The organism is Curtobacterium sp. MCBA15_008 (genome assembly GCF_001865065.1).
Lineage (GTDB): Bacteria > Actinomycetota > Actinomycetes > Actinomycetales > Microbacteriaceae > Curtobacterium.
Window position 1 is genome coordinate 41,336 of the sequence record NZ_MJGN01000010.1, and the last position, 12,216, is coordinate 53,551.

Annotated in this window: 14 protein-coding genes; 12 read left to right on the forward strand and 2 right to left on the reverse strand. The window is 71.4% G+C overall.

The genetic code is table 11. The features are described 5' to 3' along the window. Window positions 1–90: 90 nt before the first annotated feature. The 9 genes from BIU96_RS04520 to BIU96_RS04560 all read left to right on the forward strand — a co-directional run bounded on the left by BIU96_RS04520 (window position 91) and on the right by BIU96_RS04560 (window position 9,310). Complete coding sequence (locus BIU96_RS04520; protein WP_071291425.1) at window positions 91–810, forward strand: VIT family protein; 720 nt, start codon at window positions 91–93, stop codon at window positions 808–810. A gap of 1 nt (window position 811) precedes the next feature. Next, window positions 812–1,495, forward strand: a complete 684-nt coding sequence (locus BIU96_RS04525) for a response regulator transcription factor (protein ID WP_083402659.1) — start codon at window positions 812–814, stop codon at window positions 1,493–1,495. Beyond that, window positions 1,492–2,856, forward strand: coding sequence for a HAMP domain-containing sensor histidine kinase (locus BIU96_RS04530; RefSeq protein ID WP_071291426.1), 1,365 nt, complete (start codon window positions 1,492–1,494; stop codon window positions 2,854–2,856). The genes BIU96_RS04525 and BIU96_RS04530 overlap by 4 nt, the downstream gene beginning before the upstream one ends. Before the next feature lie 146 nt (window positions 2,857–3,002). Next, window positions 3,003–4,466: a ferric reductase-like transmembrane domain-containing protein gene (locus BIU96_RS04535; protein WP_071291427.1), complete on the forward strand. Its 1,464-nt coding sequence runs from the start codon at window positions 3,003–3,005 to the stop codon at window positions 4,464–4,466. Next, window positions 4,463–4,966 carry an FMN-binding protein gene (locus BIU96_RS04540; protein ID WP_071291428.1) on the forward strand — a complete coding sequence of 168 codons (504 nt, stop codon included), beginning with the start codon at window positions 4,463–4,465 and terminating at the stop codon, window positions 4,964–4,966. Before BIU96_RS04535 ends, BIU96_RS04540 begins: the two co-directional genes overlap by 4 nt. 20 nt (window positions 4,967–4,986) lie before the next feature. Then, a complete protein-coding gene (locus BIU96_RS04545; protein WP_071291429.1) occupies window positions 4,987–5,694 on the forward strand; it encodes an FAD:protein FMN transferase in 708 nt (235 codons plus the stop codon). Window positions 5,695–5,860: 166 nt separating this feature from the next. Continuing rightward, window positions 5,861–7,372 carry an arylsulfatase gene (locus BIU96_RS04550; RefSeq protein ID WP_071291430.1) on the forward strand — a complete coding sequence of 504 codons (1,512 nt, stop codon included), beginning with the start codon at window positions 5,861–5,863 and terminating at the stop codon, window positions 7,370–7,372. Between the two features lie 32 nt (window positions 7,373–7,404). Further along, on the forward strand, window positions 7,405–8,313 hold the full coding sequence (locus BIU96_RS04555; RefSeq protein WP_071291431.1) for a formylglycine-generating enzyme family protein: 909 nt from the start codon (window positions 7,405–7,407) through the stop codon (window positions 8,311–8,313). Between the two features lie 79 nt (window positions 8,314–8,392). Continuing rightward, window positions 8,393–9,310, forward strand: a complete 918-nt coding sequence (locus BIU96_RS04560; RefSeq protein ID WP_071291432.1) for an HAD family phosphatase — start codon at window positions 8,393–8,395, stop codon at window positions 9,308–9,310. A gap of 14 nt (window positions 9,311–9,324) precedes the next feature. Here BIU96_RS04560 and BIU96_RS04565 read toward each other — a convergent pair whose 3' ends face one another. Beyond that, on the reverse strand, window positions 9,325–9,954 hold the full coding sequence (locus BIU96_RS04565; protein WP_071291433.1) for a hypothetical protein: 630 nt from the start codon (window positions 9,952–9,954) through the stop codon (window positions 9,325–9,327). A gap of 85 nt (window positions 9,955–10,039) precedes the next feature. Between BIU96_RS04565 and BIU96_RS04570 the strand changes: the two genes are divergently transcribed. Both BIU96_RS04570 and BIU96_RS04575 read left to right on the forward strand, forming a co-directional pair. Further along, on the forward strand, window positions 10,040–10,534 hold the full coding sequence (locus BIU96_RS04570) for a DUF1269 domain-containing protein (protein WP_071291434.1): 495 nt from the start codon (window positions 10,040–10,042) through the stop codon (window positions 10,532–10,534). Between the two features lie 50 nt (window positions 10,535–10,584). Then, window positions 10,585–10,779 (forward strand): hypothetical protein, encoded by a 195-nt coding sequence (locus BIU96_RS04575; RefSeq protein WP_071291435.1) that lies wholly within the window; start codon window positions 10,585–10,587, stop codon window positions 10,777–10,779. Window positions 10,780–10,806: 27 nt separating this feature from the next. Here the strand turns inward: BIU96_RS04575 and mtnN are convergent, their stop codons facing one another. Further along, window positions 10,807–11,520 carry a 5'-methylthioadenosine/S-adenosylhomocysteine nucleosidase gene (gene mtnN / locus BIU96_RS04580; RefSeq protein WP_083402660.1) on the reverse strand — a complete coding sequence of 238 codons (714 nt, stop codon included), beginning with the start codon at window positions 11,518–11,520 and terminating at the stop codon, window positions 10,807–10,809. Between the two features lie 101 nt (window positions 11,521–11,621). Here mtnN and BIU96_RS04585 point away from each other — a divergent pair, with 101 nt between their 5' ends. Beyond that, window positions 11,622–12,176 carry a DoxX family protein gene (locus tag BIU96_RS04585; protein WP_071291544.1) on the forward strand — a complete coding sequence of 185 codons (555 nt, stop codon included), beginning with the start codon at window positions 11,622–11,624 and terminating at the stop codon, window positions 12,174–12,176. The last annotated feature ends 40 nt before the right edge of the window (window positions 12,177–12,216 follow it).

Sequence of the window (12,216 nt, forward strand, 5' to 3'; positions counted from 1 at the left end):
GCCGGTCCGCGCCCGCCGGTGAGTTCCGTCGACCCGCATCGTTCGAGACCTCACACGAACAGGCCGACCCGGGCATGGTTCGCTGAGACCATGAGCACCTCGGAGCCGCACGCGGGCGAAGCACACACCGGTGACCTCGCGGCACGCTTGAACTGGCTCCGCGCCGGAGTCCTCGGTGCGAACGACGGAATCGTGTCGACCGCGTCGATCGTCGTGGGCGTCGCCGGCGCATCGTCCTCGGTCCCGGCGATCGCGACGGCCGGCATCGCGGCGCTCGTCGGCGGTGCCGTGTCGATGGCACTCGGGGAGTACGTGTCCGTGAGCAGTCAGAAGGACAGCCAGCAGTCACTCATCGAGAAGGAACGCCGCGAACTGGCGGACGACCCCGTCGCCGAGCTCGAGGAGCTCACCCAGCTGTGGCAGGGCCGCGGTCTCCGACGGTCCACGGCCGAACGTGTGGCGTCCGAACTGACCGAGCGCGATGCACTCGCCGCGCACCTGAGCACCGAACTCGGGATCGACGAGGACGGGGTGGTGAGCCCGTGGCACGCCGCCTTCGCGTCGGCGGCCGCGTTCTCGCTCGGTGCGGTCCTGCCGCTGCTCGCGATCCTGCTCTCGCCCGAAGCGGTCCGGATCCCCGTGACCTTCGTCGTCGTGCTCGTCGCACTCGCCCTGACCGGGGCGACGGGGGCCCGGATCGGTGGGGGTTCGGTGCCGCGTGCCACCGCCCGCGTGGTCGTCGGCGGAGCCCTGGCCCTCGCGGCCACCTTCCTCATCGGGTCCCTGCTCGGCACGAGCGGGGTGGTCTGAGGTGGCGAACATCCTGGTGGTCGAGGACGATCCGGAGATGGGTGCCCTCGTCGAGCGCGGTCTGACCGGCGAGGGGCACGCGGTCACGGTCGTCACGGACGGCATCGCCGCACTCGTCCAGGCTCGTTCGCAGTCGTTCGACGCCGCGGCGATCGACGTCATGCTGCCCGAGATGACCGGCTTCGAGGTCTGTCGACGGCTCCGTGAGACGGGGTCCGACTTCCCGGTGATCCTGGTCACCGCACGTGACGCCGTCGACGACCGGGTGTTCGGGTTGGACTCAGGGGCCGACGACTACCTGACCAAACCGTTCGCGATCGCCGAACTCAACGCGCGGATCCGGGCGCACCTGCGACGTCGTGCCGCCGGTGGGACGACCGTCGTGGAAGCCGGTGCGGTGCGGCTCGACACCGTGACCGTGCGCGCGTCGGTGCGCGGACGGGACCTGCCGTTGAGCGTCAAGGAGTTCTCGCTCCTGCGGTTCCTCATGCAAGGGGCGCCCGACGCGCGTACCCGAACCGAGGTGCTCGAGGAGGTCTGGGGGAGTGCCGAGCACTTCGACCCGACCATCGTCGACCAGTACGTCAGCTACGTGCGCAAGAAGCTGCAGGCCTCGGACGCCGACGTCGCGATCCGCACCGTGCGCGGTGTCGGGTACGCGCTCGAGGTCGCCCCGACGACATGAGGTTCCTGCGTCGCCTGTCGATCCGTGCCCGGATCACCCTCGGGAGCCTGCTCGTCGGCGCCGTCGTGCTCTCCGGGGTCGCAGTCGTGCTGCACGTCCAGATCGAACGAGCGACGCTCGCGACCGACGAGTCCCTCGCGGTCGGCGACGCGGCGCCGTTCGTCTCCGACCTCCGGCACAACCCCGACGAACCGCCCGACCGGCCCGCCGAGGACGTCCTCATCGGGATCCGGTCGGCCTCTGGCGACTGGGTCGTCGACTCCTTGCCCCGTGACGTCCGCGCCGTGCTGCCGTCCTCGGTCCCCGACCACGGCGTCTCGCTGCGGCTGCACACCGGCCACCGCGTCCTGACGGTCGTCGCAGAACCGGTCGAGAACGACGTCGGGTCGTTCGTCGTCTGGGCTGCGCACGACGGACGAGCCGGACAGGAGACGGTGGCCCGGGTCGACCGGTCCCTGGTCGTCGGCACGGTCCTGGCGCTGCTCGCCTTCGCAGCGACCGCCTGGCTGTTGTCGACCCTCGCTCTCCGTCCAGTCGGGCGGATGCGCCGGATCGCCGAGCACCTCAGCGCCGGGAACGGCGCGGGCCACCTGCCCGTGGGGCCGTCCGACGACGAGCTCGCCGCACTCGCCCGGACGCTCAACACGTTCATCGACCGGCAACGCGAGAACGCCGAGCGCGAGCGGCGGATGATCTCGGACGCCAGTCACGAACTGCGGACCCCGCTCGCTGCCCTGACCGCTCGGCTCGAACTCGCCCACCGCTCGTCGGGCGACGCCGGGGCACTCGAACGCGAGCTGCGCGCTGCCGAGAGCGACGCCGCGCGGCTGGTCGCACTGGCGAACACCCTGCTCGAACTGAGTCGGCTGGACGAGGCGGGGGCCGTTCCCTCGACGTCGGCAGCGGCGCTCGTCACGGAACTCATGGGCTCGATCGACCGTGCCCGGGCCGTTTCGCACGTCGGTGCGCGCGACATCGACTTCGCCGTCGACCTGACAACTCCGGACGAGCACTACGGGCTCGAGCCCGCGGCGTTCGCGCGGGTCGTCGACAACCTGGTCGCGAACGCGATCGCCGCGGGGGAGGACGGCGGCGTCATCCGGGTCACGCTGCGGCAGTCCTCCGACGGCCGACTCGACCTGCGCGTCGTCGACGACGGTCCCGGCGTGCCGGACGACTTCCTCCCGCAGGCCTTCGACCGCTTCACCCGTGCCGACAGCGCCCGACGCGCCGTCCTGGGCGGCAGCGGCCTCGGACTCGCCCTCGTCCGCGGCATCGCCGAACGCGCGGGTGGTGTGGCGGACCTCTCCAACGCGTCGAGCGGCGGTGCCGTCGCGACGGTCAGCATGCCCGCGCGCTGACGTCGACACGCGCTCGCTCCGATCACTCGAGATCGCTCCGATCACTCGAGATCTCGAACGAACAGCATGCGTCGTTCCGGGTCCGTCCACAGGCCGACTCCTGATGCTGTGAGTCACCCGATCACCTGCTGGAGAGGAACGAGACGATGATCGACACCGCTCGCCCCACCCGCCCGCTGCCGACACCCTCCGGTGACGGGCGCCCGCGCAGTCCTGTCCCACCGGCCGAGTCCCTCGCCGACGCGGCCAGGCGCCGTCGCCGAGCCGGCCGCCGTCGCAGCGCAACGACCGACCTGCTCGGGATCCTCGCCTGGGTCTCCGCAGCCGTCGCCGTGACGCTCTGGCTCGCCGCGCCCGGCTCGCACACCGTCGTGGGGATCGGCGGGTGGCTGACCGACGCCGGCATCGTTGCGGGGCTCGTCGCGACCGACCTCGTCCTCGTGATGCTCGTGCTCGCCGCGCGCGTGCCGCTCGTCGACCGGACGTTCGGCCAGGACAACGCCATCGCGGTCCACCGTTCACTCGGCAAGCCGGTGCTGTACCTCCTCGTCGCGCACGGTGCGCTCCTGACCCTCGGGTACGGCGCCTCGGCGGGCACCGGGCCGATCGCCGAGACGATCGCGCTGTTCTCGACGCCGGACATGCCGCTCGCCTTCCTCGGACTCGGGCTGTTCGTCGCGGTGGTCGTCTCGTCGCTGGTCGCCGTGCGGCGCCGGCTGCCGTACGAGGCGTGGCACGTCATCCACCTGCTCAGCTACGCCGCGGTGGGCGTGGCGTTGCCCCACATGCTCAGCGTCGGCAGTGTCCTCGCGCAGGGCACGTGGCAGCGGGTGTACTGGATCGCGCTGTACGTCCTCGCTCTCGGGCTGATCGCCGTGTACCGCTTCGCGATGCCGATCGTGGTGACCCTCCGCCACCGGATCCGCGTGGTCGGTGTCGAGCGGATCGCACCCGGCGTGGTGTCGATCCACCTCGCCGGCAGTGACCTCGACCGGCTCGGGGCCGCGGGCGGGCAGTACGGGGTGTGGCGGTTCTGGACCGCGAAGACGTGGTGGCACGCGCACCCGGTGTCGTTCTCGGCCGTCCCCGGTCGCGGTCGTGCACGGATCACCGTCCGCGACCTGGGCGCAGGGTCCGGACGACTCGGACGCATCACACCCGGAGCGTTCGTGTCCCTCGGAGGTCCGTACGGCCTGTTCACCAGCCGTGCCCGCACCGCCCCGTACCTCGCGCTCGTCGCCTCCGGCATCGGGATCACCCCCGTTCGTTCGCTGCTCGAGGACGCCGATCTGCGACCGGGCGAGGCAACCCTCCTCCTGCGCGGGACCGACGCCGACCAGCAGTACCTGTGGCACGAGACGAGTGCCCTCGCCGAGTCGACCGGCAGCGTGCTGTACACGATGGTCGGCCACCGAGCGCGGTCCCGTGAGAGCTGGATGACCGAGCAGGACGTCGAGCGAGGGGTCACCCTCCGATCCGTGTTCCCGAGGCTGCTCGAGTCGGACCTGTACGTCTGCGGACCCCGCGCATGGTCCGACCTCGTCGTCCGCGAAGCACGGCTCGCCGGTGTGCCCGAGCACCAGATCCACCAGGAACGGTTCGAGTCATGAGGACACGCGTCGTCACCGGCGGCATCCTGTCGTCGATCGCCGTCCTCGTCATCGGGTGGCAGCTCGGCGGGCAGCCCGCGGTCACCGCCCCGGCGCAGCAGCGCACGACGTCGGGTTCCGGAACGAGCGGCACCGGCACGAGCGGGAGCGGGTCGACCAGCGGGACCAGCGACGGCAGCACCGGGTCCGGCACGAGCGGGAGCTCGGCCGGTGGGTCCGCCACCTCCGGTACCTTCGCCGGCGACACGACCCAGACCCAGTACGGTCCGGTGCAGGTCCAGATCACCGTCGCGAACGGGAAGATCACCGACGTGACGGCGCTCCAGCTGACCGACCAGGGCGGTCGTTCGGTCCAGATCAGTCAGCAGGCGGCCCCGATCCTCCGCCAGGAGGCGCTGCAAGCGCAGTCCGCGCAGATCCAGTCGGTCAGCGGCGCGACCTTCACCAGCGAGGGCTACACCACGTCGCTCCAGTCCGCGATCGACAAGGCCGGACTCTGAGCGCCCGGACCTTCGAGACGATGGGCACCGTCGTCAGCCTCCGGGGAGCGACACCGGAGGCTGCCGACGAGGTCCGCACCGTCTTCGCCGGCTACGACCACCGGTACAGCCTGTACGACCCGGCGTCGGTGATGAGTCGCGTCGCCGCCGGCTCGCTCCGCCTGTCCGACACCCCGGCGCCGGTCCGCGACGTGTACGCGCTCGCGCTCGACTGGCGTGAACGGACCGGCGGCGCCTTCACCCCCCACCGGCCGGACGGCGTCGTCGACCTGTCCGGAGTCGTGAAGGCCCTGGCCATCCGCGATGCCGGAGCCGTCCTCGACGACGTCTCCGCCGACTGGATGATCAGCGCGGGAGGCGATGTGCTCGTCAGGGGTCGACACCGCGATGATGAACCGTGGAGCGTCGGGATCGTCGACCCGGTCCGCCGCGACACGGTCGTCGGCATCGTCCACCTCGACTCGCCCAGTCGTGCCGTGGCGACCTCGGGGATCGCCGAGCGCGGTGAACACATCTGGCGTCGCTCGACGCCGACGTTCGTGCAGGCGACGGTCATCGCCGACGACATCGTCACGGCGGACGTGCTCGCGACCGCGGTCGTCGCGGGCGACGGGGACGACCTCCGCAGGCTCACGAACGAGGCGGGGGTCGATGTGCTCGCGTTCGCGGCCGACGGGATGGTGTGGGCGACGCCGGGTGCCAGGGCGCACGTCCGAGTCGTCGCGTGATGCGGCGTTCCCTGCGTCTCCGGATTTCCTCACGGTCGTCGCGCCGGGCGACAGCGCACCGCACGATCTCACCCGCTCGGGGTGGCCCCTGCCGACCGGTGATCGCCGAACATCGCCGAAGGGCCACGCGCACCGGGTGCGGGCTCCGCGACCGAGGAGGACAGCGATGCCCAAGGACAAGCCGAACATCCTGGTGATCTGGGGCGACGACATCGGGATCACGAACCTGAGCGCGTACAGCGACGGGCTGATGGGGTACCGGACGCCGAACATCGACCGGATCGCGGACGAGGGGATGCGGTTCACGGACTCCTACGGCGAGCAGAGCTGCACCGCCGGCCGATCGTCGTTCATCACCGGGCAGAGCGTGTTCCGCACCGGGCTGAGCAAGGTGGGGATGCCCGGCGCCGACCTCGGTCTGCGTGCCGAGGACCCGACGATCGCGGAGGTGCTGCAGCCACACGGCTACGCCACGGGGCAGTTCGGCAAGAACCACCTCGGCGACAAGAACGAGTTCCTGCCGACGGCCCACGGGTTCGACGAGTTCTACGGCAACCTGTACCACCTCAACGCGGAGGAGGAACCGGAGTCGGCGAACTGGCCGTCCGTCGAGGAGTTCCCGGCGTTCAACGACCGCGCCCGTCCGCGTGGGGTGATCCACTCGTGGGCGACCGACGAGGACGACGACACGGTCGACGGCCGCTACGGCCGCCGGGGCAAGCAGCGGGTCGAGGACACGGGGCCGCTGACGAAGAAGCGCATGGAGACCATCGACGAGGAGTTCGCCGAGGCCGCGATGGACTTCATCGGACGGCAGGCGGAGTCCGACACCCCGTTCTTCGTCTGGATGAACACCACGCACATGCACTTCCGCACGCACCCGAAGCCGGAGAGCATCGGGCAGGCGGGCCGGTGGCAGTCGACCTACCACGACACGATGATCGACCACGACCGCGTGGTCGGGTCGCTCCTGGACCAACTCGACGAGCTCGGGATCGCGGACGACACCATCGTGATCTACTCCACGGACAACGGGCCGCACATGAACACGTGGCCCGACGCCGGGATGACCCCGTTCCGCAGCGAGAAGAACACGAACTGGGAGGGGGCGTTCCGCGTCCCGCAGATGATCCGGTGGCCGGGGCACATCGAAGCCGGGTCGGTCTCGAACGCGATCATCCAGCACCACGACTGGTTCCCCACGTTCCTCAGCGCGGTCGGGGACTCCACGACGGTCGACGAGCTCAAGAAGGGCAAGACGATCGGCGACCGCACGTACAAGGTGCACATCGACGGGTACGACTTCCTGCCCTACCTGACCGGCGCGGTCGAGAAGGGGCCCCGGCCCGGACTGGTCTACTTCTCCGACGACGGTGACGTCCTCGCCCTCCGGTTCGACAACTGGAAGGCGGTGTTCATGGAGCAGCGGATCAACGGAACGCTGCAGGTCTGGTTCGACCCCTTCGTCACGCTCCGGGTGCCGAAGCTCTACAACCTCCGGACCGACCCGTTCGAACGCGCCGACATCACGTCGAACACCTACTTCGACTGGCTGTTCGAGAACGACTACCTGCTGCTCGCCGCGACGGCCCTGGTCACCGGGTTCCTCGACACGTTCGAGGAGTTCCCGCCCCGGCAGCGTGCGGCGACGTTCAGCATCGACCAGGCCGTCGACTAGTTGCAGTCCTTCCTCGCGGGCGGGGACTGAGCATGCCGGACGGGGCACGGTCCTCGACGGCGATCCGCACGACCACGGTGCGGATCGCCGCCGGCACGTTCACGATGGGGTCCGACGCCCACTACCCGGAGGAGGCCCCTGCTCGCCAGGTCACGGTCAACGCCTTCGCGATCGCCCCGGAACCGGTGACGAACCGGGAGTACGCGGCGTTCGTCCGCGAGACCGGCTACCGCACGGTGGCGGAGCGACCCCTCGATCCCGCGCTGTACCCGGGCGCTCCGCCGGAGAACCTCCACGCCGGCTCGATGGTGTTCACCGGGACGAGCGGGCCGGTCGACCTCCGGCACCTCAGCCAGTGGTGGGCGTGGACGCCCGGCGCGAACTGGCGCCGCCCGTTCGGCCCTGGTTCGACCATCGCGGACCGCGCCGACCACCCGGTCGTGCACGTGGCGTTCGAGGACGCCGACGCGTACGCACAGTGGGCCGGGACCAGGCTGCCGACCGAGGCGGAATGGGAGTACGCGGCGCGCGGCGGCCTCGACGCGGCGGAGTTCACCTGGGGCGACGAACCGGAGCAGCCGGGCCGACCGCGCGCCAACTACTGGCACGGTGCGTTCCCCTGGCGTGCGGAGCGGGGGTACGGGCGCACGACACCGGTCGGGTCGTTCCCGCCAAACGGGTACGGCCTGCACGACACCGCGGGGAACGTCTGGGAGTGGACCACCGACCGGTACGTCGAGCACACGGACGCCGGCGCGACGGCGCACGACTGCTGCGTGCCGGAGAACGACTCCGGTGCAGCGGTGGAGCGGCGAGTGGTCAAGGGCGGGTCGTTCCTCTGCGCGGACAGCTACTGCCGGCGCTACCGTCCGGCCGCCCGCCGTGGGCAGGAGATCGACAGCGGGATGAGCCACATCGGCTTCCGCGTCGCAGCCGGGTGAGGCCGGAGGGCGGCGTCGCCGCGGATCTCGTCCGATGCGGATGAGGCAGCGACGGCTCGGAGCCGCGAGGCTGCTGCGCATGAGAGAGCTCCCTTCCTGGCGCGACGGGCTGGCCCGCGACGCCGTCCTGCAGTACGTCGCCGACGTCACCGGCGGCCCCGACCCGCTCGCTCCGGCGAAGCGGGTCGCCGTGTTCGACAACGACGGCACCCTGTGGACCGAGAAGCCGGTCCCGACACAGTTGCAGTGGCTCGTCGCGCAGTGGGCCGAGGCCGCTCGGACCGATCCGTCGCTCGCCACGACGCAGCCCTACGCTGCTGCGGCGGCCGGCGACCTCGCCTGGATCGGGGGAGCGATCGACCGCCACACGGCCGGTGACGACAGCGACCTCGGCCTGCTGTTCGCCGCGGTGACCCGTGTCACCGCCGGCGTCAGCGTCGAGCGCTACGCCGAGATGGTGGCGGAGTTCTACGCGTCGAACACCCACCCGTCGCTCGGCGTGCCCTACCCGGAGACCGTGTACCAGCCCATGGTCGAACTCGTCGACCTCCTGCACCGGAACGACTTCGCCTGCTACGTCGTGTCCGCGGGGGAGCGGGACTTCATGCGCTCGACGATCTTCGACGCCTTCGGCATCCAGCCCGAGCGCGTCGTCGGCACCGCGTTCGGCCTGGAGTACGTGGACGGCGAGGTCCGGTACGGCAACGCGCTGGCGTTCTTCGACGACGGCCCCGAGAAGCCTGTGCGCATCTGGTCGCGCATCGGCCAGCGGCCGGCGATCGCGGTCGGGAACTCGGACGGCGACCGCGAGATGCTCGAGTACGCACGGCCCGGCCGGTCCGGCCTGCGACTGACGATCCACCACGACGACGACACCGGACGCGGTGACGTGCCCTACGACAAGGGCGCGGAGCGGCTCCTCGGCGAGGCGGCCGCGCGGGACGTCGTCGTCGTGAGCGTGCGGGACGACTGGGCCCGGGTGTTCCCCGAGGCGTGACTGCGCCAGCGTCCTCAGATCTTGATCGGGAACATCGCGAGCAGGACGATCCCGGTGACGGCGCCCGCGAGCGCGGTGAGGAAGAGCGTCGTCCGAGCCCATCCGCGGAGCTCCCGTTGCGAGAGGGCAGCCAGGAAGAGGACCAGCGCGAACAGCACCGTCAACAGCGAGTAGTCGTCGCCGCGCTGGTTCGCCTCGAGGGCGGAGTCGAACCGGGCGTCGGCGCGCTCCGACAGGGCCTCGGCTCGCTCGGTCCCCGCCGGCTCGTAGGACGGGACGGCGAAGGGTCCTGTGGCGGCGCGCCCGTCGGCCTCCCACGCGGCGAAGGCCTGTCGGAGCTCCGGGGTGAAGCGATCCTGCACGTAGGAGCGGAGCTGATCGTCGCCCTTCGCGTCGGCGAGGACCCACTGCACCCAGATCGTCAGGTCCCACTGCCGGGCGTCACGGGCCTCCGACGAGGCGTCCGCCGCCTGCACTCTCGCGCTCGACGCCTGACTGAACGCGATCGACATCTCGCCGCCCCACTTCGACGACTCGAAGCCGCACCATGCGGTGAGCACAGCCGTCACCGAGAGGAGGATCACCGTGAGCAGCTCACGGCCGCCCGCCCGGCGATGACCGCTGTCCTGGTCCTGGTCGCTCATCGCCCCACTGTCGCCGGGCGCGGACCGGTGTTCATCGCCCGGAGCGGGTGAACCGGCTTCGGCGTCGACGGGGGACGATCGCGCCATGTCCGAACTCATCATCATCGCGTTCGACGACGAAGCGCGTGCCCTCGCCGCCTACGAGCAGGTGCAGCTCCTGCAGGACCGCACGCTCGTGGAACTCGGGGGGATCGCGCTCGTCCGGGTCGACGAGCGCGGGCACCTGCACGTCGAGACCCCCGGCCGGTCCGCCGAGCTCGGGGTCCGCGCCGCGTCGAGCGCGGTCTTCGGCACCGTGCTCGGTGCGCTGTTCCTGATGCCGTTCCTCGGGCTCGCGGTGGGCGGGGTGATCGGGGCGCTGTTCGCCGGACTCGACCGCACGACGATCGACGCCGGGTTCCGTGAACGGGTCGCCGCGGTCCTTGCACCGGGGCGCTCGGCGGTGGTCGCGTACGCCACGGCCGTGCGCGACCAGGACTTCCGGCAGGCGCTCGACGCGTTCGGCGGCACGGTCGTGCAGACGACGCTCACGCCCGACGACGAGCGCGCCATCGCCCACGAGCTCACCGAACTGCGCTGACGGCCGTCAGCCCTTGCGTCCACCCCGCGGCGCTGGGTACCGTCACGGCCATGACCGATCCACGCGACGACGACGACCTCGCCGACTTCCGCGAGGCACAGGACACCGACCACGAACCGGAGCCCGTGGTCCACGACCCGGACGACGTGCCGGTCGTGGACGACGGCGATCACGAGCTGCTGCCGGACGACGACCGTCCGGTCCCGCTCGACGCCGACGACGACGTCAGCGCCGACGAGGCCTGACTGCTCGACACCCGTCGAGCAGGTCCGTCACCGGGTGAGTCCGACCACCAGGTCCTGCACCACCCGTGCCGCGCGTGCTGCGGCACCGTCCAGGTGCTCGCGGAACTCGTCGCCGTCCGGGGCGCACAGGTCGCTGATGGCGCGCACGGAGACGAACGGCATGTCGTGCACGTGCGCGAACTGCGCGATCGCCGCCGACTCCATGTCCACCGCGGCCACGGCGGGGAACGCGTCCCGGAGCAGCCGCGCTCGCCCCTCGGTCACGAAGACCTCGCTCGATCCGATCGTGGCGGACCGCAGGCGGTACCCGGCGCCGGATCCGAGGGCGAGGTCGACCAGGCGCGCGTCGGGCGCGTAGCCCGTCGGCATGCCCGGCACCTGGCCGAGGGCGTAGCCGAACGTCGTCGCGTCCGCGTTGAGGTTCACGTACCGGTCGCCGACCAGGACGTCGCCGATCTCGATGCCGTGCATGAGCCCGCCTGCCGTCCCGACGTTGATGACGGGTACCCCTTGGCCGAAGTCGTGGAAGCAGTGCGCGACGGCGGCCGTGGCGTTCGTGAAGCCGATGCCGCTGCGGCGGACCGCGACCGTTCCGCCGCCGACGTCGAGGAGGTGGTGCGGGTCGTGTCCGCCCACCGGACCGTCGAGCGCCGGGACGCCGCCGAACAGGTCGGCGAACGCCGCGACCTCTTCGCTCATGGCGGCGATGACGACCGCGATCGGAGGGTGTTGGGGCTGCACCGATCGATCCTCGCACGTCGGCGGTGCACGGCGTACCGTCTGCGGCACGGTGCCCGTCCCCGACGACGGGCGCCTCGGACACGGACGACCTGGAGGACCACATGAACTCGCGAACCACCACCGCTTCGGTCACCGCGAAGACCCTGCTCCGCGTCGCACTGGGCGCCGTGCTCGTCTCGCACGGCTCCCAGAAGCTCTTCGGCGCGTTCGGTGGCGGCGGCATCGAGGGCACCGCACAGGGCATGCACGCGATGGGCTTCCGTCCCGCTCGCCGGAACGCCGTCCTCGCGGGTATCGGCGAGGCAGGCTCGGGCGCCGCGCTGGCCCTCGGCCTGGCCACGCCGATCGCCGGGGCGGGTGCGGCGACGACCATGGGGGTCGCCTCGAGCGTGCACACCCCGAACGGGTTCTTCAACGCGGACGGCGGCCTCGAGCTGCCGGCCTTCCTCGGGTTCTCCGCTGCGATGTTCGCGCTCGGTGGCCCCGGTCCGGTGTCGCTCGACCACGCCACGCGGCACGTGTTCGACCGGCCGTGGCTGCGGGTCGTCGCCCTGGCAGCGGTCCCGGTCGCGATCGCGGTCCAGGTGTCGCAGCGGCGGAAGGCGCTCGCCTCCGACGCGGCCGCCCCCGCGGACGCCACACCCGCAGACGCGTAACGGCGCCACGCCCGCGGACGCCACCCCGAAGACGCGCAAC

Excerpts from the sequence above, each read along its gene's own strand:
- BIU96_RS04520 (WP_071291425.1), top strand. The coding sequence starts at position 91 with ATGAGCACCTCGGAGCCGCACGCGGGCGAAGCACACACCGGTGACCTC.
- BIU96_RS04530 (WP_071291426.1), top strand. The coding sequence starts at position 1,492 with ATGAGGTTCCTGCGTCGCCTGTCGATCCGTGCCCGGATCACCCTCGGG.
- BIU96_RS04535 (WP_071291427.1), top strand. The coding sequence starts at position 3,003 with ATGATCGACACCGCTCGCCCCACCCGCCCGCTGCCGACACCCTCCGGT.
- BIU96_RS04540 (WP_071291428.1), top strand. The coding sequence starts at position 4,463 with ATGAGGACACGCGTCGTCACCGGCGGCATCCTGTCGTCGATCGCCGTC.
- BIU96_RS04545 (WP_071291429.1), top strand. The coding sequence starts at position 4,987 with ATGGGCACCGTCGTCAGCCTCCGGGGAGCGACACCGGAGGCTGCCGAC.
- BIU96_RS04550 (WP_071291430.1), top strand. The coding sequence starts at position 5,861 with ATGCCCAAGGACAAGCCGAACATCCTGGTGATCTGGGGCGACGACATC.
- BIU96_RS04555 (WP_071291431.1), top strand. The coding sequence starts at position 7,405 with ATGCCGGACGGGGCACGGTCCTCGACGGCGATCCGCACGACCACGGTG.
- BIU96_RS04560 (WP_071291432.1), top strand. The coding sequence starts at position 8,393 with ATGAGAGAGCTCCCTTCCTGGCGCGACGGGCTGGCCCGCGACGCCGTC.
- BIU96_RS04565 (WP_071291433.1), bottom strand. The coding sequence starts at position 9,954 with ATGAGCGACCAGGACCAGGACAGCGGTCATCGCCGGGCGGGCGGCCGT.
- BIU96_RS04570 (WP_071291434.1), top strand. The coding sequence starts at position 10,040 with ATGTCCGAACTCATCATCATCGCGTTCGACGACGAAGCGCGTGCCCTC.
- BIU96_RS04575 (WP_071291435.1), top strand. The coding sequence starts at position 10,585 with ATGACCGATCCACGCGACGACGACGACCTCGCCGACTTCCGCGAGGCA.
- BIU96_RS04585 (WP_071291544.1), top strand. The coding sequence starts at position 11,622 with ATGAACTCGCGAACCACCACCGCTTCGGTCACCGCGAAGACCCTGCTC.